Here is a 19,925-nt window from a genome sequence, read left to right as displayed (position 1 = left end):
ACTGCGGCAGCATTATTAGATTGTCAATCGCAACCGATCGGCGCGATCAGCGGTTGATGCTGACCACATTGTCGGCGCGCCAGTGCGGGCGCGCCTCGCCGGTGTACATGGACTGCATCGGCTCGTCGGCGACGGTGTAATGCTCGCTCGTGCCGAAGCCGTTGAAGCCAGTGCGCATCGCCGCGCCATAGGCACCGATCATGCCGATCTCGATATAGTCGCCGGCCTTGATGTCCGCAGGCAGCGGGAAGGGGCCAGCCATATAATCGATATCGTCGCAGGTCGGACCGAAAAAGCTGAAATCGGCATTGTCGTCGCTGCGCTGGGTGCCGAGATAGCGGACCGGGAAGCGCCAGCCGATATGCGCGGCATCGAACAGCGCGCCATAGGCGCCATCGTTGATATACAGTTCCTCACCGCGGCGACGATCGACGCGCACGATGATCGAATTATACTCGGCGCACAGCGCGCGACCCGGCTCGCACCACAGTTCCGCCGAGTAGCTGATCGGCAGGCTTTCGAAGGTGCGTTCGATGATCGCGAAATAGTCTTCGAGCGGCGGGGGCTGCATGCCCGGATAGGCGGAGGGGAAGCCGCCACCTACATCGATGACGTCGACGGTGACCGAGGCGTCGACGATCGCCGCGCGGACCCGGTCGAGCGCCTGCACATAGGCGTGCGGGCTCATTGCCTGGCTGCCGACATGGAAGCAGATGCCCAGGCTGTCCGCCGCCTGGCGGGTCGCCATCAGCAGTTCGCGTGCATCGATCAGTTCGGTGCCGAACTTGGATGCGAGGCTGAGCTCCGAATGCTCGGACGAGACGCGCAGGCGCACGCACAGCGTCAGATCGTCGGGCGCGCCAGTGGCGGCGACAATCTTGTCGAGCTCTTCGCGGCTGTCGAGCGAGAACACGCGCACGCCGTGCAGGTGATAGGCCTCGGCGATCGCTTCTGGCGTCTTGACCGGGTGCATGAAGCACAGGGTCGCATCCGGCAGCGTTGCCGCGACCAGCCGCACCTCGGCGATCGAGGCGACGTCATAATGCGTGATCCCCGCGTTCCACAGCACGCGCAGCAGATCGGGCGACGGATTCGCCTTGACCGCGTAGAGCGACTTGCCAGGAAAGCGATCAACAAAGAAACGCGCCGCGCGGGTAGCCGCTTGCGGACGGTTCAGCGTAACCGGCTGTGCCGGGTTCAGAGCCTGAATCAGCTCCAGCGCATCAAGATATTCGTGCAACTCAAGGGACCCCCAAAAAAACAGTCAAACAACAAGGCTGCCTTGCGGTTATTGGAAGTCCCCCTGGGGCAGCGGAACGCCGAAATAGGGTCCGCAGCCCCCAGTGTAAAGAAAAAAATTGCTACCGAAATCCTAACCCAGCCGGTCGCGGAACGTCTCGTAACCGAACGAGGCGATCTCGCGCAGGCTATCGTCATCGCTGTTCCACAGCCAGATAGATGGCAGTGGTACGCCATTGAAAGTATTGGTTTTTACCATCGAATAATGCGCCTGGTCGAGGAACGCGAAGCGCTGGCCCGGCTCGAGGGGGACGGGCAGGCCATAGTCGCCGATAATGTCTCCGGCGAGGCATGAGGGGCCGCCCAGCCGTATCGGCTCCGCGTCGGACCGTTCGCCGAGCATGGCAGGGCGATAGGGTGCCTCGATCACGTCGGGCATGTGGCAGGTCGCCGAGATGTCGGTGATTCCCACCTTCATCCCGTTGTCGAAGACATCGAGCAATTCGCCGACGAGGATGCCCGCATCGAGCGCGACCGCCTCGCCGGGTTCGAGATAGATGTCGCAACCGGTGCGCGCCTTGACCGCGATCAGGAACTCGACCAGCTCGTCGCGCTGGTAGTCGGCGCGCGTAATATGGTGCCCGCCACCAAAGTTCAGCCATTTCAGCTGATTGAAATAAGGTTCGAGCAGCGGTTCTAGCTTGGCCCAGATCTGCTGCAGCGGAACCAGGTCTTGCTCGCACAGCGAGTGGAAATGGATTCCTGACACGCCTTCGAGATGCTCGGAGCGGAGCTGGTCGACCGGATGGCCCAGGCGGCTGTGCGGCTGGCTGGGGTCGTATTTCTCGGTCTCGCCGAGCGGCAGCGCGGGGTTGATGCGCAGGCCGATGTCGAAGCTCTGGCCCGCCGCGCGCGCCTCCTCGATCAGCGGGGCGAATCGCGCGATCTGGCCGGGGCTGTTGAAGATGACATGATCGGAGAGCTTGAGGATCTCGCGCAGGTCCTCGGCTTTGTAACCCGCGCAATAGGTCGCGATCTCGCCATGATAATGGTGCGAGGCGAGCTTCGCCTCCCACAGACCTGACGAGCAGGTGCCGTCGAGATAGTCGCTGACCACGTCGCCCAATTGCCAGAACGAGAACGCCTTGAGCGCGGCGAGCATCTTTATCCCTGCCCGGTCGCGGACATCCGCGAGCACCGCCAGATTGCGCCGCACCGCCGCCTCGTCCACGACAAAGGCGGGCGAGGGCACGCGGTTCAGGTCGAAATGCCGAAAGGCTCCGGGATCACCGGCCTTGGTTTCCATTGAATATCTCCCCCTCTCCCCTTGAGGGGAGAGGGCCGGGGAGAGGGGAACACGCTCTCCAGGTGGTCAGACGATCGGGAGGCCGCATGCCCCCCTCCCAACCCTCCCCCCTGAAGGGGAGAGGGCATTAAGGTGCATCAGAACGCCAGCGGCGCGCCCAGTTCCTTGACCTGCCAGGGCAGGCCGTGCTGGTTGAGCATGTCCATGAACGGATCGGGATCGAACTGTTCCATGTTGAACACGCCTTCGCCCTTCCACGCGCCGGTGAGGATCATCGCTGCGCCGATCATCGCGGGGACGCCGGTGGTATAGCTCACCGCCTGGTTGCCGGTTTCGGCATAGGCGTCCTCGTGGTCGCAGATATTGTAGACATAGACCGTCTTCTGCTCGCCGTCCTTCACGCCGGTGGCGATGTCGCCGATATTGGTCTTGCCCTTGGTCGTCTCGCCGAGCGAGGCGGGTTCGGGCAGCACGGCTTTCAGGAACTGCAGCGGGATGATCTCGCGGCCTTCGTACATCACCGGGTCGATCCGGGTCATGCCGACATTCTGCAGCACTTCCAGATGCTTGAGATACGCATCTCCAAAGGTCATCCAGAAGCGAATGCGCTTGATCTCGGGATAGTGCTTGGCGAGCGATTCCAGCTCCTCATGATACATGAGGTACATGTTCTTCTCGCCCACGCCCTCGAAATCGAACACCTGCTTGTGGCTGAGCGCGGGGCCTTCGACCCACTCGCCATCCGCCCAGTGGCGCGAGGGCGCGGTCACTTCGCGGATGTTGATCTCGGGATTGAAATTGGTGGCGAAATGCTGGCCATGGTCGCCGCCATTGCAGTCGAGAATATCGAGCGTGTCGATGCGGTCGAGCAGGTGCTTCTTGATATAGCTCGCGAACACGCTGGTGACGCCGGGGTCGAATCCCGATCCCAGCAGCGCCATCAGGCCTGCGTCCTTGAACCGGTCGTGATAGGCCCATTGCCAGCCATATTCGAACTTGGCCTCGTCGCGCGGTTCGTAATTGGCGGTGTCCATATAATGCACGCCGGTCTTCAGGCACGCATCCATGATGGCAAGGTCCTGATAGGGCAAGGCGAGATTGCAGACCAGATCGGGCTTCACCTTCTCGATCAGCGCTGCGGTCGCCTCGACATCGTCGGCATCCACCTCGGCCGTCGCGATCTTCACGCCGGTGCGCTTCAGCACCGATTCGGCGATCGCGTCGCATTTGGCGATGCGGCGGCTCGCCAGCGTGATCTCGCTGAAAATGCCGGTGTTCATCGCCATCTTGTGCACCGCGACCGAACCCACGCCGCCCGCACCGATCACCAGAATCTTGCCCAAAGTCCGTTTTCCCTTATTGCTGGAATTGCTGTCAGCGGGTGCATATAGAGGCTCTGCATGACAGAACCAAGTGATCCCCTATCCCCGGACCGCAAACCGAGCCGCGAAGGCATCGAGCGCGCCGCGAAGAAGATTTCCGCGATCCTGCCGCCGACGCCGCTGATGCCGCTGAAGCATGAGGGGATGACTTTGTGGTGCAAGGCCGAGTGCCTGCAGCCGATCGGCGCTTTCAAGATTCGCGGGGCATGGCACCGTCTGTCCGATCTCAGCGAAGACGAGCGCGCGCGCGGCGTGGTCGCATTTTCGAGCGGCAACCATGCGCAGGGCGTCGCCTGGGCGGCCAAGCGGCTCGGCATCCGTGCGACGATCGTGATGCCCGCCGATGCGCCGAAGCGGAAGATCGAATCGACCCGCGGTTATGGCGCCGAGGTCATTACCTATGACCGGCGCGCCGAGGATCGCGTCGCCATTGCCAATCGCATCGCCAGCGAAACCGGCGCGGTCGTGGTGCCCAGCTTTGACGATCCGTGGATTATCGAAGGGCAGGGCAGTACCGGGCTGGAAGCGCTGGTGCAGATCATTGCGCAGGCAGGGATCAATCCGCACCGCGTCGTCTCGTGCTGCGGCGGCGGCGGCCTTTCCGCCGGGATTGCGCTCGCCATGCCCGGCGCGAAGATGACGATCGTGGAGCCCGATGGCTGGGACGATATGGGCCAGTCTTTGCGCAAGGGAAAGATCGTGCCTGTGCCCGCCGATGCCCCGAACACGGTGTGCGATGCGCTGCAGACTCCGGTGGTCTCGCCGCTGACCTTCGAGATATTGAAGGAACGCAAGGCCGAGGCGGTGAGCGTTTCGGACGAAGAGGTGTTCCGCGCGATGCGCCATGCGCATGAGCGGCTGCGGCTGGTGCTCGAGCCGGGCGGCGCGGTGGCACTCGCAGCGGTACTCGCCGGCAAGGTCGAGGTCGACGATCGCACGCTGATCATCCTGTCGGGCGGCAATGTCGATCCGGCGCTCTTTTCGCGGGCCTTGGCCTCGTGAGCGCGCATTGACCCCCGCCAGCCTCGAACGCCGCGCCGACCTGCAGGCTGCGCTGCTGCGGGTGGCGCAGCAGGACCGTGACGCACTGCGCACGGTCTATGCGATGACGTCGGCGAAACTGCACGGCGTTTGCCTCCGTATCTGCATCGACAGGGGCGCGGCGGAGGACGTATTGCAGAACGTGTATCTGAAGGTGTGGCAGCGTGCCGGGTCGTTCGATCCGGCCAAGGCGAGCGCGATCGCCTGGCTGTGCGCCATCGCACGGAACGCCGCGATCGACTGGCGTAGAAGCCAGCGTTATGAGGACCCGCTGCCTGCCGATCTCGCCGAGACATTGGTCGACGACGATGCCGATCCCTCGGCAGCGCTGTCGCAGGACAGCGAGCGCGCGCAGATCTTCCGCTGTCTGGGCGAGCTGGAACCGGCGCGGGCCAGCGCGATCAAGGCGGGATTTTATCAGGGCCTCAGCTATCCAGAGATTGCCGAGGCGATGGACAAGCCGGTGGGCACCGTGAAAAGCTGGATTCGCCGGGGATTGATGCAGTTGAAGGAGTGCCTGTCGCGTGAGCAGTGATGCCATGCCCGACCGGTCTGCCATGGCCGCCGAACTCGCTCTGGGCCTGCTCGAAGGCGCCGAGCGGGCCGAAGCCCTGCGCCTGATGCTCGCCGATCCCGATTTTGCTGCCGAGGTCGAGGCCTGGCGCGCGCGGCTCGCGCCGCTTTACGATGGTTTTGCCGAGGTGCCTCCGCCTGATGGGCTGATGGAGCGGATCGACAGCCTGATCGATGCCGAGCAGGCGGCGGAACGACCCGCGCCGGTCGTGGCTGCGTTGCCGGTCAGGACGGGCGGCAACGGCTGGAAGATCGCGACCTTCGCCGCCTCCGCTGTTGCAGCGGTGCTGGCGCTGGCCCTGGTGCTGCCTGGCCCTGCGGTCAAGCAGAGCCCGCCTGCCAATCCCGACATGGCGGTGGCGCAGCTCACCGGCCCGATCGAGGGGCTGCTGCTCACCGCGCGCTATGACAGCCGCACGTCGGAAATGCTGGTGCGCGTCGAGGGCATGCCGGTCACCGATACCGAGCCCGAGCTGTGGATCGTGCCTGCGGACGGTCAGCCGCGCCGTCTGGGCCGCCTGATGCGCGGCGGCGTCACGCGCATCGAGATCCCCGAAGGGCACCGCAAGTTCATCGATCCGTTGAGCAACCTTATCCTGACGATGGAGCCCAAGGTGTTGCCCGATCCGGACAAGCCCAGCGCACCAACGGTGGCGCAGGGGCGCCTGCAGCGGATCTGATCGCGCTTACCGACAATCATCTCCATTCGTCATGCCCGCGAACGCGGGAATCCCGCTTTCCAGCTAAAGTTCGAGCAGAAGCGGGACCGCCGCCTTCGCGGGGGTGACGGTGGTGATGGGCGGTGCGCGATTCCGCCAATTCCACTTTTGTTAATCTCTGCCGCATCCGTCCACGAAACCTCTCCGTAGCTGCCTCCGTATCCAGGCTTCCCCATGAGGATACGGAAAAATGACGGAGAAACAGATGCTCAAGACTCTTGCCCCCAGCCTGCTTGCCGCCACAGCCGCTGCGACTCTCGCACTCGCCGGCCCTGCCATCGCAAACCACCACAAGAGCGGTGAAGGCCATTCGATGGTCGGCGGCGCCGCGATGTATCCCGCCAAGAACATCGTCGAGAACGCCAGCGCTGCGCCGAACCTCAAGACACTGGTCGCGGCGGTCAAGGCTGCTGGCCTGGTCGACACGCTCGCTTCGCCCGGACCGTTCACCGTGTTCGCGCCTACGGACGCCGCGTTCGCCAAGCTGCCCGCCGGTACGGTAGAAACGCTGGTGAAGCCCGAGAACAAGGCGACGCTGACCAGCATCCTCACCTATCATGTCGTCGCCGGCAAGGTGACCGCCGCCGATGTCGTCGCGCTCATCAAGAAGGGCGGTGGCAAGGCCCAGATCAAGACCGTGCAGGGTGGAACCCTCACAGCCTCGCTGCAGGGTCAGAATGTCGTCCTTACCGATGCCAAGGGCGGCAAGTCGATCGTAACCCAGACCGATGTCATGCAGAGCAACGGTGTGGTGCACGTGATCGACACCGTGGTGATGCCGGGCTGATCCCCTCCATTTACCTGGCACATCACAGGCCCGCTGGTCCCCCCAGGCCAGCGGGCCCTTTGATTCTGCGGCCCCGGCGAATGTGACAGCCGCTGACGCGGTTCCGTCATGCACGGGTCACGCAACCGTCCTAGCGGCGCGATTGGAACGACCGTTCCACGCAACATGCAGCGAGGGAAATGGGCAGCATGGCCGGACCAGTGCGCAACACCAAGATCGTCGAAGCCGTCACGCAGTCGGGTACGACGACGAAGCAGGGGCTTCTCGACCGCGCCTTTGCCTTTGCCTTCAAGGGCCTGGTCTATGCCCAGATCTGGGAAGATCCGGTGGTCGACATGGAGGCGCTGCAGATCCAGCCCGACAGCCGCATCATCACGATCGCCTCGGGCGGGTGCAACGTCCTGTCCTACCTGGTAGCCGATCCCGCCCAGATCATCGCGGTGGACCTGAACACCGCGCATGTAGCATTGGGCAAGCTCAAGATCGCTGCGGCGAAGCATCTGCCGGATCATGCGCATTTCCACCGCTTCTTCGCCGAAGCGGACAGCAAGCAGAATATCCGCGTCTACAATCAGTATATCCGCCCGCATCTCGACGAGACCAGCCGCCGCTACTGGGAGGGCCGCGATCTTGCCGGACGCAGGCGCATCGGCGGGTTCGGCAGCGGCCTGTACAAGCGCGGTCTGCTCGGCGGTTTCATCGGCACCGCGCATCTGCTTGCCAGGCTGTACAAGATCGACCTGAAGCGCATGCTCGGCGCGCAGTCGCTCGAAGAGCAGCGCGCGATCTTCGAGCAGCATCTGGCGCCGGTCTTCGACAAGAAATTCATCCGCTGGTTGACCGATCAGCCGCCTGCCTTGTTCGGGCTCGGCATTCCGCCGGCGCAGTTCGATGCGCTCGCAGGTGATGAAAAGATGGCCGATGTGCTCCGCAAGCGGCTCGAGAAGCTCGCTTGCGATTTCGCAATCCGCGACAATTATTTCGCCTGGCAGGCGTTTGGACGTGGCTATGGCAAGGGTCCGGATCAGCCGCTGCCGCCCTATCTGCAGGCGCAGCATTACGAAGCGGTGCGCATGCGGGTTGGTCGCGTCAGCTTCGAGCATGCCAATTTCGTCGAGCGGTTGCAGGCGAGCGAGGATGCCAGCCTCGACCGCTACATCCTGCTCGATGCGCAGGACTGGATGAGCGATCAGCAGCTTACCGCGCTGTGGACCGAAATCACGCGGACTGCCCTGCCTGGCGCGCGCGTGCTGTTCCGCACCGCTGCCGAGCCGAGCCTGCTGCCGGGTCGCATCCCCGACGAACTGCTGGCCCGCTGGGACTATCGCGCCGAGGAATCGCTCGGCTTCACCGCGCGCGACCGGTCCTCGATCTATGGCGGGGTGCACCTCTATGTCCTCAAATGAGGCGAGAGCGGCTGCGCGCAGCCATGCCGAGGCGATGGACGCGATCTACCGGACGCAGCGGCATATCTATGATCTGACGCGCAAATATTATCTGCTGGGGCGAGACCGGCTGATTTCCGATCTGGCGCCGCCGTCCGGCGGCACGGTACTGGAACTGGGTTGCGGTACCGCGCGCAACCTGATCGTGGCGGCCAGGCGCTATCCCAATGCACGTTTCTTCGGCTTCGACATTTCCGAAGCGATGCTGGAGGCCGCGCGCGAGTCGGTGCGCAAGGCGGGGCTCGAAGGGCGGATTTTCCTGACGCGCGGCGACGCCACCGCGTTCAGCGCGCAGCACCTGTTCGGGCTTTCGGGCTTCGACCGTGTGTTCTGTTCCTACACCCTGTCGATGATCCCGGGCTGGGAGCGGGCCATTGCTGCCGCAGCGGGATCGCTCGCTCCGGGTGGTCGGATGCACATTGTCGATTTCGGCACGCAGGACGAGTTGCCGCGCTGGTTCGCCAAAGGTCTGCACGCGTGGCTGGCGCGCTTTCATGTCACGCCGAGGCGTAATCTCGGGTCGGTCGCCCGCAGTATTGCCGAGGACGCGGGGCTGGGAATCGACCACCACCTGCTCTATCGCGGCTATGCGCAATATGCGGTGATCGGGGGCTAGGTCGTTTTCCGGCAAAAGCCGGAATTCAGGAGCGGCTTGGCGTGATCTCGCTACTGGGCTCCGGCTTTCGCCGGAGAACATTCAGGTAATGAATGCCCTCAGTGCTTCCACCGTATCCGCCTCGGCCGCCGGCTTGTCGCGCCGCAGCCGCGCGATCCGGGGAAAGCGCATCGCTATCCCTGACTTGTGCCGCTTCGATTCGTGGATAGAATCGAAGGCGACCTCGAGCACCAGCGACTTTTCGACCTCGCGCACCGGGCCGAAGCGATTGACCGTGTTCTGCCGGACGAACTTGTCGAGCCACTTCAATTCGCTGTCCGAGAAGCCCGAATAGGCCTTGCCGACCGGCACCAACTCGCCCTCGTCGTTCCAGCAGCCAAATGTATAGTCGCTGTAGAAGCTCGATCGCTTGCCGCTGCCACGCTGGGCATACATCATCACGCAATCGGCGGTGAGCGGATCGCGCTTCCACTTGTACCACAGCCCGACGCGGCGGCCCGGCACATAGAGGCTGTCGCGCCGCTTGAGCATCACGCCCTCGATCGCGGCATCGCGCGCGCCGTCGCGGATGCGACCGAGTTCGGCAAAATCGGCTGCTTCGATGACCTGTGACAGGTCGAACCGGTCGGCAGGCAGGGCAGGCATTTTTGCTTCCAGCCGCGCGCGACGGACAGACCAGGGCTGGGTGCGCAGGTCCTCGCGCCCGTCGATCAGCAGATCGTAGAGCCGCACGAACGCCGGCGCTTCGGAGAGCATCTTCGCCGAGACGGTCTTGCGACCCAGGCGCTGCTGCAGCGCATTGAAGCTCGCCGCCTCGCCCATCTGCGCCTCGCCGCGCACCAGCAATTCGCCATCGAACACGCCCTCGACCGGCATGTGCTGGGCAATGTCCGGGAAGGCGAGGGTGATGTCGTCGCCGCCGCGGCTGAACAGCTTCACCGCCTCGCCGATGCGCACGATCTGGATGCGGATACCGTCCCATTTCCATTCGGCGGCATAATCGGCGAGATCGACCGTGCCGTCCTCAAGCGGATGCGCGAGCATGAACGGGCGGAAATAGGGCGTGCCCTCGGGATCGGGGCGCGGGCCGCCTTCGCCCCAGGCAAACAGGCTGGCATAAGGCGGGGCGAGCGCATGCCACACTTCCTCGACCGCATCGACATCGAGCCCGAAGGCCTGTGCAAACGCCGTCTTGGCGAGCCGCGCGGAGATGCCCACGCGCATCGCGCCGGTGGCGAGCTTGATCAGCGCATAGCGACCGTCGCTGTCAAGCCGGTCCATATACTCGGCAAGCAGGGCGGGGGCGCGGGCTCGGCTGACATTGGCGAACGCGTCCACGGCATCGGCAAGCCGCAGGTCGTTGGTCGGGGTGACTGTCTCGGGCCAGATCAGGGCCACCGTTTCTGCGGTATCACCGACGAAATCGCGGCTGAGGCGAAACAGCTCGGGATCGACGCGCTCCATCGCCATCGCACGCACCGCCGAGGCCTTGACCGCCGAGAAATCTGCTTCGCCGGTCAGCGCCGCGAGCGCCCAGCCGCGATCGGGATCGGGCGTGGCGCGCAGATAGTCCGCGATCAGCGCGACCTTGGCGTTGCGCGAGCGGGTATAGCCCAGCTGCGTCACGAGCGCGGCAAAGGCGCGCATCAGGCGTCGTCCTCGTCTTCGCGCTCGACCAGCGCCAGCGCGCGCGCCCTGATCTGGTGCAACTGGCACCAGCGCAGCAGCGCCTCCTCGCGACCATGCGTGACCCACACCTCGCGCGGGGCGACATCGCGGATGGTTTGCGTGAGCTCGTCCCAATCGGCATGGTCGGAGATGATCAGCGGCAGTTCGACCCCGCGTTGCCGGGCCCGCGCTCGCACCCGCATCCAGCCCGAGGCCATGGCGGTGACGGGATCGGGCAGCCGGCGGCTCCACCTGTCGGCCAGTGCCGAGGGCGGGGCGAGGATGACCCGGCCCATCAGCTCGCTCTTGTCGGTTCCCGCGACGGGCCGCAACTCGCCCAGATCGACGCCATGCTCGCCATAGAGCGCGCACATCTTTTCGAGCGCGCCGTGAAGATAGATGGGATCGTGGAAGCCCCCGTCGCGCAGTTCGGCGATTACCCGCTGCGCCTTGCCCAGCGCATAGGCCCCCACCAGCACGCAGCCCTGCGGATTGGCCTCCAGCATACTCAGCAGCTTGGCGATCTCGTCGGGTGTCGGCGGGTGACGGAAGACGGGCAGCCCGAAGGTCGCCTCAGTGATGAAGATATCGCAGGGCACGAGCTCGAACGGTGCGCAGCTGGGATCGGGCCGCCGCTTGAAATCCCCGGTCACCACCACGGTCTCGCCCTGATATTCGAGCCGGATCTGCGCCGACCCCAGCACATGGCCCGCAGGATGGAAGGACACGCTGACGCCGTTCAGGTCGACCGCATCGCCATAGCCGACCGCGTTCTCGCCGGTGTAGCGGCCGTAGCGCAGGTTGATGATGTCGAGCGTCTCGGGTGTCGCCCAGACCGCGTCATGCCCGCCGCGCGCATGGTCGGCATGGCCGTGGGTGATAAGCGCGCGGGGGACGGGTCGCGAGGGATCGATCCACGCATCGGCGGGCCGCACATAGATTCCATGGGGAAAGGGTTCGATCCAGTGCGGGGAAGCGGTCATCCGGGCGATATGGAGCCGCCCATGCGCCGGTTCAATCGCGCGCCGTCGCCTGGAAGTCGAAACTCACCGCAACCGGCCCCGCGATTTCGGCGGTGCTGGCATAATCGCCCTGGCCGACGCCGAAACTGGTGCGGTCGATCGTCGCGCTGCCCCTGGCGCGCGCCTTGTCGCCGGTGATATCGAGCGTGAAATTCAGCGGCACCGACTTGCTGACGCCGCGCAGCGTCAGCGTGCCATCGGCGCGATAGCGGTTGCCGCCCAGCGCCTTGAATTTGCTCGCGCGATAGGTGGCCCTGGCGAACTTGCCAGTATCGAAGAAGTCGCTCCCCGTCAGCGTGCCGTCGCGCTGGCCATCGCCGGTATCGACCGAGGCCAGATCGATGCTGACATCGATCTTCGAGGCGTCCAGCGCCTCGGGCGAAAACAGGATGTTTGCGGTCCAGCGCGCGAAGCGGCCATCGACCGCCTCGCCGTTCCAGCGCGCGGAAAAGCCGAGCGTGCCGCCCCTGCCGACCGCCCACTTGCGCGGCTCGGCATTCGCATCTTCTTCGGTGGTCGCGTCTTCGGCCTTGGCCTTTTCGCCTCCAGGGGCTGCGGCAGGTGTGGCTTCCGGGGCCGGTGCTGGGACAGGCGCGCCAGTAACGGCAGCGGGCCTGGCGGCTTGCGCAGCGCCTCGGGGGTCGACGACCTTGCCCAGCACCACGCCGCCCAGCATGATAGCCGCGGCGGTGAGCACCGCGCCGACCGCCTTGCCCTGTCCGCCGGGCAGCATCCGCGCCAGGATCGGCGTGCCCAGCAGATACTGGTGCCTCAGCGCCCCTGCGACATGCAGTACCAGCAGAGCGATGGCGACATTGGGCATGAAATGGTGGAGGAATTCCGCCGGTTCGCCCCAGCTTGCCGGCACCGGCAGGTGCGGCCACGGCACCGAGCCGAACAGCAGCGTCTCGACCTTGATCTTCGAGGTCGAAACGATGATCCAGCCGGTCACCGGCGCGGCGATCATGAAGCCATAGAAGCCGAAATGGACCAAACCCGACAGCGTCATCGCCCATTTGGGACCGGGTACCGGGGCAGGGCGCGGCGCGATATATCGCCAGCCGAGCCGCAGGACGCTCAGCAGCAGAATCGTGATGCCAACCGACTTGTGCAGCTGATAGCGGGCGAAGAGATCCGGCCCGCGCGGCCCTTCGAGCGATTCGGCAAAGACGACCTGGAAAACGAGCGCCGCTGCGATCAGCCAGTGGAGAACGATGGAGCCCAGGCTGTAGCGTTGCGGTGTCATGATGTCAGGCTGCTTTGCGAAGCTCCAGCCTGTCCCAGATTTCCACCAGCGCCGCCGTCAGATCGCGCATCATGGCTTCATCGTGAGACGGACCAGGTGTGAAGCGCAGCCTTTCGGTGCCGCGCGGCACGGTGGGGAAGTTGATCGGCTGCACGTATACGCCATATTCGGCGAGCAGCATATCGCTGATCCGCTTGGCCTTGACCGGATCGCCGACCATCAGCGGCACGATATGCGTGGTGGTGTCCATCACCGGCAGTCCCGCATCGCGGAACAGCTGCTTGAGCGTCGCGGCGGCGGCCTGCTGGCCCTCGCGCTCCTCGCTCGACTGCTTGAGGTGCCGGACGCTCGCCAAGGCGCCGGCGACCAGCACTGGCGAAAGCGAGGTGGTGAAGATGAAGCCCGGCGCGTAGCTGCGGATGACGTCGATGATCTTCTGGTCGGCCGCGATATAGCCGCCCATCACGCCAAAGGCCTTGCCGAGCGTGCCCTCGATGATCGTCAGCCGTGCGGCCGCCTCGTCGCGCTCCGAAATGCCGCCGCCATGCGCGCCGTACATGCCGACCGCGTGCACCTCGTCGAGATAGGTCAGCGCGTTGTACTTGTCCGCCAGGTCGCAGATCGCATGGATCGGCGCGACATCGCCGTCCATCGAATAGACGCTTTCGAACGCGATCAGCTTGGGCACGTTCGGGTCTTCGGCGGCGAGCAGCTCTTCGAGATGCTCGACATCATTGTGGCGGAAGACGCGCTTTTCGCAGCCCGAATTGCGGATGCCCGCGATCATCGAGGCGTGGTTCAGCTCGTCGGAAAAGATGATGCAGCCCGGCAGGATGCGCGCGAGCGTGGAGAGCGTAGCGTCGTTCGAGACATAGCCTGAGGTGAACAGCAGCGCGCTGTCCTTGCCGTGCAGGCTGGCCAGCTCCTGCTCCAGCTCGATATGATAATGCGTGTTGCCGCCAATGTTGCGCGTGCCGCCCGAGCCGGCGCCGACATTGTGCAGCGCCTCTTCCATCGCGGAGATCACCTTGGGGTGCTGGCCCATCGCGAGATAATCGTTCGAGCACCACACGGTGATCGGCTTCGGGCCATTATGCCCGTGGAAGCACCGCGCGTTGGGATAGGCGCCCTTGTTGCGCAGGATGTCGATAAAGACCCGGTAACGGCCTTCGGCGTGCAGCCGGTCAATCGCCGCTTCGAAAATCTGGTCGTAGTTCACGCAGCCACCCTGGTCCTGACATATGATGTTGCAAGCCGTTGCGCCCAACCGTTTACGCGACCATCTGCGTGCGCATCTGCTGCCGTCTTCATAGCAACTAAATCCCGCAATTCCAGCGATAACGGCTCGCAACTGATGGGACAAAACGTCCTATATCGATCACCGGTTAAGCATTCGCTGGGACGGTACGCCAATGGAAAATCGGCGTCAGCTTGATCGTGCCGGTCGATCAAAGACTTTCGAACGATGCAAAGCCGCGCGCCTTCAGCGCAGGCTCATAGGCGGTGATCGCGGCGGCGGGGCCGGTCGCGACAAAGCGCAGGCCATTGCCCTCGAACCGCTGTTCACGCGTAAGCCAGGCGATGCGCCGCGCGATTCCATCGGCGCCGTGCACGAATTGGACAGGACGACCGAAAGCACGCGCCAATTCGTCCTGGACGAGCGGGAAATGGGTGCAGGCGAGAACGACAGTATCGATCGGCACGGCGCGCTCCTGCGAGGTGAGGCCCGCCACCGCCCGAGCAAATATTGCGGGATCTGGCACGTCGCCGCGTAGCTTCATCTCCGCCGCGCGCACCAGCTCGGGCGCGCCATAGCGCAGGATCGTGGCGTCGCTGGCAAATTCGCGCGCCAGATTGGTGACATAGGGCTGGCGTACCGTCGCCTCGGTGCCCAGCACGCCGATCACCCGGCCTGCTGAGATCTCGGACGCGGGCTTGATCGCGGGTACCGTCCCCACCACGGGCAGGTCGAGCGCGGCGCGCACCTGGGGCAGCGCAATGGTCGAGGCGGTGTTGCAGGCGATGGTGATCAGGCGCGGGCGATAGCGTTCGACCAGCCGTCCCAGCAGCGCGGGCACGCGCGCGCCGATCTCGGCCTCGGTCTTCTCGCCATAAGGCAGCCCGGCAAAATCGGCGGCATAAACGATCGGTGCATGGGGCAGCAGCTTGCGCGCGGCGTAGAGCACGGTCAGTCCGCCAACGCCGGAATCGAAGAATAGCAGCGGTGCCTTGGGATCGGTCTCGCTCGCGGGCGAAGGGGTTTGCGTCATGCGCCACGCTTAGCAGGGGCGCGAGAACGATCAACCACGCTTGCCAAAAACGTGCGCCAGCCTATCACGCATCGTGCGCGGATGATGCGCATCGGGACGGGACGAGAATGTGATGAGCGATCTAGCGGGCATGGCCGTGGCGACCCTGGGCGGGCTGATGCTGATGGGCTATCTGCTGGGCTCGATCCCGTTCGGCATCATCCTGACAAGGCTGGCGGGCGCCGGCGATCTGCGCAGCATCGGATCGGGCAATATCGGCGCGACCAACGTGCTGCGCACCGGGCGCAAGGGGCTCGCGGCGGCAACCCTGTTGTTCGATCTGGGCAAAGGCGCGCTGGCAATCGCGATTGCCGAGGCGGTCGCGCCGGGCAGCGGGCCGATTGCCGGATTGGGTGCGTTCCTGGGTCATTTATATCCGATCTGGCTCAAGTTTGCCGGTGGCAAGGGGGTTGCGACCTTGCTTGGCATCGCGATAGCGCTTTACTGGCCGCTGGGCGTCGTCTTCGCGGCTGTGTGGCTGAGCACCGCCTTCGCCTTTCGCTACTCGTCGCTGGGCGGGATGCTCGCGGCGGCGGCGATGCCGGTGGCGGCCTGGTGGTTTGGCATGGAGCAGGCTCTGTGGGTATTTGTCGTGACCTTGGTGTTCGTGCTGTGGAAGCATCGCGGCAATATCGAGCGGCTGATGGCGGGCACCGAGCCGAAGATCGGCAAATCCTCCGCCGCCTGAGCCCCCGCCGCCTGGGTCTCATCGCATGCTGAGCGCCGAGCATCTGGCGCGCATCCGGCTGCTGCGCAGCGAACGCATAGGGCCGATCAGCTTTGCGCAGCTGATGCGCCGCTTCGGCTCTGCGCTCGCCGCCATCGAGGCGCTGCCCGATCTGGTCCAGCGCACTGGCGGGCGGGCACTGCGGATCTCGACATTGACGCAGGCCGAGCAGGAAGCGCACCGGGTCGAGGCCGCCGGCGCGCGTTATCTCTTTGCTGACGATGCCGATTATCCCGAGTTGCTGGTGCATATCGACAACGCCCCGCCGATCCTCACGGTGCGCGGCGACGCACGGCTGATGCAGCGCCCGGCGATCGCGATGGTCGGCGCGCGCAATGCCTCGGCATCGGCATGCCGCTTTGCCCGGCAGATCGCGGGCGAGCTGGCAGAGGTCGGGTTCCTTGTGGTTTCCGGGCTGGCGCGCGGCATCGACACAAGCGCGCATGAGGGCGCCTTGCGGATCGCAGGAACTGGCCTGGCCAGCACCGCCGGGGTGATCGCCTCGGGGATCGACATCAGCTACCCGCCCGAGAATCGCAACCTTCAGGCCGAAATGGGCGAGCGCGCGCTGGTGATAGCCGAACAGCCGCCCGGCACCGAGCCGCTGGCGCGGCATTTCCCCTATCGCAACCGCATCATTGCCGGAATGGCGACCGGGACCCTGGTGGTCGAGGCTGCGCCCAAGTCGGGCTCGCTGATCACCGCGCGGCTGGCGGCTGAGGCCGGGCGCGACGTGATGGCCATTCCCGGGTCGCCACTCGATTCGCGCTCGCGCGGCTGCAACGAGCTGATCCGGGGTGGGGCGACCCTGGTCCAGGGGGTCGATGACATAATGGAGCTGGTTTCGCCGATGACCGGTGCCAGGCCGCGCCATGTCGCAGCGCCCATTCAGAACTATGCCGTGCAACCGCAGCCCGAGCCCGATGATGCTGCGCGCCGGACGCTGGTGGATCTGCTCGGCCGCTCGCCGATCGCCATCGACGAACTGGTGCGCCAGTCGAGGCTGGACAGCGGCGCGGTGCAGATGATCCTGCTCGACCTCGAACTCGGCGGGTTGATCGAACGGCATGCGGCGGGGCGCGTCTCGCTGGTGTGATCGGTTTCACGCCCGCACTGGACGGTCTTGACGAATGCCGATAACGCCGCCCAGCTTACGCGTACACGTGAGAGCTTCCGGGAAATTCATTACATGCAACTGGTTATCGTCGAATCGCCCGCCAAGGCAAAGACCATCGAAAAATATCTCGGGTCCGATTACCGGGTGCTGGCCAGCTATGGCCATATCCGTGATCTCGCGCCCAAGGACGGCTCGGTCGATCCCGACAATGATTTCGACATGGTCTGGGAGGCCTATGGCGACAAGACGCGCCAGCTCAAGGCCATCACCGACGAGGCGAAGAAGGCCGACCGCCTGATCCTGGCGACCGACCCTGATCGCGAGGGCGAGGCGATCAGCTGGCACGTGCTCGAGGTGCTGGGCAAGCGCAAGGCCCTGCCCAAGGCGGTCGAGCGGGTGACCTTCAACGCGATCACCAAGAAGGCGGTGACCGAGGCGATGGCCGCGCCGCGCGAGCTCGACAGCGATCTGATCGATGCCTATCGCGCCCGCCGCGCGCTCGATTATCTGGTCGGGTTCACGCTGTCGCCGGTGCTGTGGCGCAAGCTGCCCGGCGCGAAGTCCGCAGGCCGCGTGCAGTCGGTGGCGCTGCGTCTGATCGTCGAGCGCGAACGCGAGATCGAGGCGTTCACCGCGCAGGAATATTGGTCGGTCAGCGCACAGATGGAGCAGGACGGCCAGGCCTTCACCGCGCGGCTGGTGCGGCTGGAGGGCGAGAAGCTCGACAAGTTGTCGCTGGGCAATGCCGGAGCCGCCGAAGCCGCCAAGGCCAAGGTCGAGGCCGGGCATTTCACCGTCGAGACGGTCGAGACGCGGCCCTTGAAGCGCAATCCGCCGCCGCCCTTCACCACCTCGACGCTGCAGCAGGAGGCCGCTCGCAAGCTGGGCTTCTCCGCCAGCCACACCATGCGGATTGCCCAGTCGCTCTACGAGGACGGCGCGATCACCTATATGCGTACCGATGGCGTGCAGATGGACGGCGGCGCGATCATGGAGGCGCGCAAGGCGATTTCGGAGCGCTATTCGGGCCATTACCTTCCCGAGACCCCGCGCCAGTACCAGACCAAGGCCAAGAACGCGCAGGAAGCGCATGAGGCGATCCGCCCCACCGATTTCAGCCGTGACAAGGCCGGGTCGGGCGATCATGCCCGGCTCTACGACCTGATCTTCAAGCGCGCGCTCGCCAGCCAGATGGCGACCGCGCTGCTCGAGCGCACGGTGGTGGAGCTGGTCGATGGCACAGGGCGCACCGCGCTGCGCGCCAATGGCCAGGTGGTGAAATTCCCCGGCTTTCTCGCGCTCTACGAGGAAGGCCTCGACGATGCCGACAGCGAGGATGGCGGTCTGTTGCCGGTCATGTCCAAGGGAGACAGTCCGGCGAAGAAGTCGGTCGACGCCGTGCAGCACTTCACCCAGCCGCCGCCGCGCTTTTCCGAAGCGTCGCTGGTCAAGCGGCTCGAGGAGCTCGGCATTGGACGGCCATCGACCTATGCCTCGATCATCCAGGTGCTCAAGGATCGCGCCTATGTGCGCGTCGAGAAAAACCGTTTCTTTGCAGAAGAATCGGGCCGGTTGCTGACAGGCTTTCTCGAACGCTTCTTTGAACGCTATGTCGCCTACGACTTTACCGCTGGGCTCGAGGAAGAGCTCGACGACGTTTCGGGCGGTCGCGCCGAGTGGCGCGCGGTGCTCGAAGCCTTCTGGCGCGATTTCAAGCCGAAGACGGCGGAAGTCATGGAGCAGAAGCCGTCAGAGATCACCGCCGAGCTCGACAAGTTCCTCGAGCCCTATCTGTTCCCGAAAAAGGCCGATGGCGGCGATCCGCGTCTGTGCCCCAAATGCGGCGAAGGCAGGCTGGCGCTGCGCGGCGGACGTTTTGGTGCGTTCGTGGCCTGCTCGAACTATCCCGAGTGCAAGTTCACCCGCCGCTTCGCGCAAGGCGGCGGCGAGGGCGATCAGGGCGATAGTGGTCCCGAGGAACTCGGCACCGATCCGGTGAGCGGCGAAGCGGTGAGCAAGCGTTCGGGTCGCTTCGGTCCCTATGTCCAGCTGGGCGACGGCAAGGACGCCAAGCGCGCCTCGATCCCCAAGGACGTGCCTGGCGAGGATTTCGGGCTCGAATGGGCGCTAAAGCTGCTGTCGCTCCCGCGCGAGATCGGCGAGCATCCCGAAACGGGCAAGCCGATCACCGCGAGCATCGGCCGCTATGGCCCGTATCTCGCGCATGACGGCAAATATGCTCGGCTTTCGGGCACCATGGAGGTGTTCGAAACCGGCATGAACGCGGCGGTGGTCAAGCTCGCTGAAGCGGCGGCAGGCGGCGGTCGCGCGCGGCGCGGCACGCCCGAACCGCTCAAGGTGCTGGGCGAGAACCCGGCGACCGATACAGACGTCAAGATCATGGACGGCCGCTATGGCGCCTATGTCACCGATGGCAGCGTCAACGCGACCATCCCCAAGGACAAGAACAAGGACGAACTGACGCTTGACGAGGCGCTGCTGCTGATCGCCGAGCGTGCCGCCAAGGCTCCGGCCAAGAAGGGCAAGAAGGCGCCGGCGAAAAAACCGGCTCCCAAAAAGGCGGCGGCGGAGAAGAAGCCTGCCGCCAAGAAGGCGCCCGCGAAAAAGACCGCAACGAAAAAGCCTGCCGCGAAGAAGCCCGCCAAGGCAGAGGGCTGACGCAGTGATCGAGTAGCGGCGGGCGAGCATCCTGCTCGTCCCCTGCTGC

17 protein-coding genes are annotated in these 19,925 nt (G+C 65.0%); 9 read left to right on the top strand and 8 right to left on the bottom strand.

Annotation, left to right across the window (positions count from 1 at the left end):
• Positions 1 to 46: 46 nt before the first annotated feature.
• From AX725_RS06420 to AX725_RS06410, 3 genes are all read right to left on the bottom strand, one after another.
• Positions 47 to 1,240 carry a type III PLP-dependent enzyme gene (locus tag AX725_RS06420; RefSeq protein ID WP_060979569.1) on the bottom strand — a complete coding sequence of 398 codons (1,194 nt, stop codon included), beginning with the start codon at positions 1,238 to 1,240 and terminating at the stop codon, positions 47 to 49.
• 132 nt (positions 1,241 to 1,372) lie between these two features.
• Complete coding sequence (locus AX725_RS06415) at positions 1,373 to 2,545, bottom strand: carboxynorspermidine decarboxylase (protein ID WP_060979568.1); 1,173 nt, start codon at positions 2,543 to 2,545, stop codon at positions 1,373 to 1,375.
• 137 nt (positions 2,546 to 2,682) lie between these two features.
• Positions 2,683 to 3,888 carry a saccharopine dehydrogenase family protein gene (locus AX725_RS06410; protein ID WP_060979163.1) on the bottom strand — a complete coding sequence of 402 codons (1,206 nt, stop codon included), beginning with the start codon at positions 3,886 to 3,888 and terminating at the stop codon, positions 2,683 to 2,685.
• Between the two features lie 57 nt (positions 3,889 to 3,945).
• Between AX725_RS06410 and AX725_RS06405 the strand changes: the two genes are divergently transcribed.
• The 6 genes from AX725_RS06405 to AX725_RS06380 all read left to right on the top strand — a co-directional run bounded on the left by AX725_RS06405 (position 3,946) and on the right by AX725_RS06380 (position 9,108).
• Positions 3,946 to 4,929 carry a threonine ammonia-lyase gene (locus tag AX725_RS06405; protein ID WP_060979162.1) on the top strand — a complete coding sequence of 328 codons (984 nt, stop codon included), beginning with the start codon at positions 3,946 to 3,948 and terminating at the stop codon, positions 4,927 to 4,929.
• A 7-nt stretch (positions 4,930 to 4,936) separates the two neighbouring features.
• Positions 4,937 to 5,503 carry a sigma-70 family RNA polymerase sigma factor gene (locus tag AX725_RS06400; RefSeq protein WP_060979161.1) on the top strand — a complete coding sequence of 189 codons (567 nt, stop codon included), beginning with the start codon at positions 4,937 to 4,939 and terminating at the stop codon, positions 5,501 to 5,503.
• A complete protein-coding gene (locus AX725_RS06395) occupies positions 5,493 to 6,221 on the top strand; it encodes an anti-sigma factor (RefSeq protein WP_067512436.1) in 729 nt (242 codons plus the stop codon). The genes AX725_RS06400 and AX725_RS06395 overlap by 11 nt, the downstream gene beginning before the upstream one ends.
• Positions 6,222 to 6,450: 229 nt before the next feature.
• Positions 6,451 to 7,047 (top strand): fasciclin domain-containing protein, encoded by a 597-nt coding sequence (locus AX725_RS06390; RefSeq protein WP_230962414.1) that lies wholly within the window; start codon positions 6,451 to 6,453, stop codon positions 7,045 to 7,047.
• 188 nt (positions 7,048 to 7,235) lie between these two features.
• Positions 7,236 to 8,453, top strand: coding sequence for a BtaA family protein (locus tag AX725_RS06385; protein ID WP_060979167.1), 1,218 nt, complete (start codon positions 7,236 to 7,238; stop codon positions 8,451 to 8,453).
• Positions 8,440 to 9,108, top strand: a complete 669-nt coding sequence (locus AX725_RS06380; protein ID WP_060979159.1) for a class I SAM-dependent methyltransferase — start codon at positions 8,440 to 8,442, stop codon at positions 9,106 to 9,108. The genes AX725_RS06385 and AX725_RS06380 overlap by 14 nt, the downstream gene beginning before the upstream one ends.
• An 81-nt stretch (positions 9,109 to 9,189) precedes the next feature.
• Here AX725_RS06380 and AX725_RS06375 read toward each other — a convergent pair whose 3' ends face one another.
• The 5 genes from AX725_RS06375 to murI all read right to left on the bottom strand — a co-directional run bounded on the left by AX725_RS06375 (position 9,190) and on the right by murI (position 15,314).
• A complete protein-coding gene (locus AX725_RS06375) occupies positions 9,190 to 10,755 on the bottom strand; it encodes a cisplatin damage response ATP-dependent DNA ligase (protein WP_060979158.1) in 1,566 nt (521 codons plus the stop codon).
• Positions 10,755 to 11,759: a ligase-associated DNA damage response exonuclease gene (locus AX725_RS06370; protein WP_060979157.1), complete on the bottom strand. Its 1,005-nt coding sequence runs from the start codon at positions 11,757 to 11,759 to the stop codon at positions 10,755 to 10,757. Before AX725_RS06370 ends, AX725_RS06375 begins: the two co-directional genes overlap by 1 nt.
• A gap of 31 nt (positions 11,760 to 11,790) precedes the next feature.
• Positions 11,791 to 13,044, bottom strand: coding sequence for a YceI family protein (locus AX725_RS06365; RefSeq protein WP_060979156.1), 1,254 nt, complete (start codon positions 13,042 to 13,044; stop codon positions 11,791 to 11,793).
• 4 nt (positions 13,045 to 13,048) lie between these two features.
• Positions 13,049 to 14,263: a 5-aminolevulinate synthase gene (gene hemA / locus AX725_RS06360; RefSeq protein ID WP_060979155.1), complete on the bottom strand. Its 1,215-nt coding sequence runs from the start codon at positions 14,261 to 14,263 to the stop codon at positions 13,049 to 13,051.
• 229 nt (positions 14,264 to 14,492) lie between these two features.
• Positions 14,493 to 15,314: a glutamate racemase gene (murI, locus tag AX725_RS06355; protein ID WP_060979154.1), complete on the bottom strand. Its 822-nt coding sequence runs from the start codon at positions 15,312 to 15,314 to the stop codon at positions 14,493 to 14,495.
• A 112-nt stretch (positions 15,315 to 15,426) separates the two neighbouring features.
• Here murI and plsY point away from each other — a divergent pair, with 112 nt between their 5' ends.
• From plsY to topA, 3 genes are all read left to right on the top strand, one after another.
• Complete coding sequence (gene plsY, locus AX725_RS06350; RefSeq protein WP_081096984.1) at positions 15,427 to 16,041, top strand: glycerol-3-phosphate 1-O-acyltransferase PlsY; 615 nt, start codon at positions 15,427 to 15,429, stop codon at positions 16,039 to 16,041.
• 25 nt (positions 16,042 to 16,066) lie between these two features.
• On the top strand, positions 16,067 to 17,176 hold the full coding sequence (dprA, locus tag AX725_RS06345) for a DNA-processing protein DprA (protein ID WP_060979153.1): 1,110 nt from the start codon (positions 16,067 to 16,069) through the stop codon (positions 17,174 to 17,176).
• Positions 17,177 to 17,269: 93 nt separating this feature from the next.
• Positions 17,270 to 19,876 carry a type I DNA topoisomerase gene (topA, locus tag AX725_RS06340; RefSeq protein ID WP_066114475.1) on the top strand — a complete coding sequence of 869 codons (2,607 nt, stop codon included), beginning with the start codon at positions 17,270 to 17,272 and terminating at the stop codon, positions 19,874 to 19,876.
• The last annotated feature ends 49 nt before the right edge of the window (positions 19,877 to 19,925 follow it).

This window comes from Blastomonas sp. CCH9-A1, from assembly GCF_001557175.1.
GTDB classification, from domain to species: Bacteria; Pseudomonadota; Alphaproteobacteria; order Sphingomonadales; family Sphingomonadaceae; genus Blastomonas; species Blastomonas delafieldii_A.
The sequence above is the reverse complement of the archived record's forward strand: the minus strand, read 5'-3'. Positions and strand labels throughout refer to the sequence as shown.

Bases quoted from the DNA above. Each gene is read 5' to 3' on its own strand.
- murI (WP_060979154.1), bottom strand. From the start codon at position 15,314: ATGACGCAAACCCCTTCGCCCGCGAGCGAGACCGATCCCAAGGCACCG.
- plsY (WP_081096984.1), top strand. From the start codon at position 15,427: ATGAGCGATCTAGCGGGCATGGCCGTGGCGACCCTGGGCGGGCTGATG.
- AX725_RS06390 (WP_230962414.1), top strand. From the start codon at position 6,451: ATGACGGAGAAACAGATGCTCAAGACTCTTGCCCCCAGCCTGCTTGCC.
- AX725_RS06370 (WP_060979157.1), bottom strand. From the start codon at position 11,759: ATGACCGCTTCCCCGCACTGGATCGAACCCTTTCCCCATGGAATCTAT.
- AX725_RS06380 (WP_060979159.1), top strand. From the start codon at position 8,440: ATGTCCTCAAATGAGGCGAGAGCGGCTGCGCGCAGCCATGCCGAGGCG.
- dprA (WP_060979153.1), top strand. From the start codon at position 16,067: ATGCTGAGCGCCGAGCATCTGGCGCGCATCCGGCTGCTGCGCAGCGAA.
- AX725_RS06365 (WP_060979156.1), bottom strand. From the start codon at position 13,044: ATGACACCGCAACGCTACAGCCTGGGCTCCATCGTTCTCCACTGGCTG.
- topA (WP_066114475.1), top strand. From the start codon at position 17,270: ATGCAACTGGTTATCGTCGAATCGCCCGCCAAGGCAAAGACCATCGAA.
- AX725_RS06405 (WP_060979162.1), top strand. From the start codon at position 3,946: ATGACAGAACCAAGTGATCCCCTATCCCCGGACCGCAAACCGAGCCGC.
- AX725_RS06385 (WP_060979167.1), top strand. From the start codon at position 7,236: ATGGCCGGACCAGTGCGCAACACCAAGATCGTCGAAGCCGTCACGCAG.
- AX725_RS06415 (WP_060979568.1), bottom strand. From the start codon at position 2,545: ATGGAAACCAAGGCCGGTGATCCCGGAGCCTTTCGGCATTTCGACCTG.
- AX725_RS06375 (WP_060979158.1), bottom strand. From the start codon at position 10,755: ATGCGCGCCTTTGCCGCGCTCGTGACGCAGCTGGGCTATACCCGCTCG.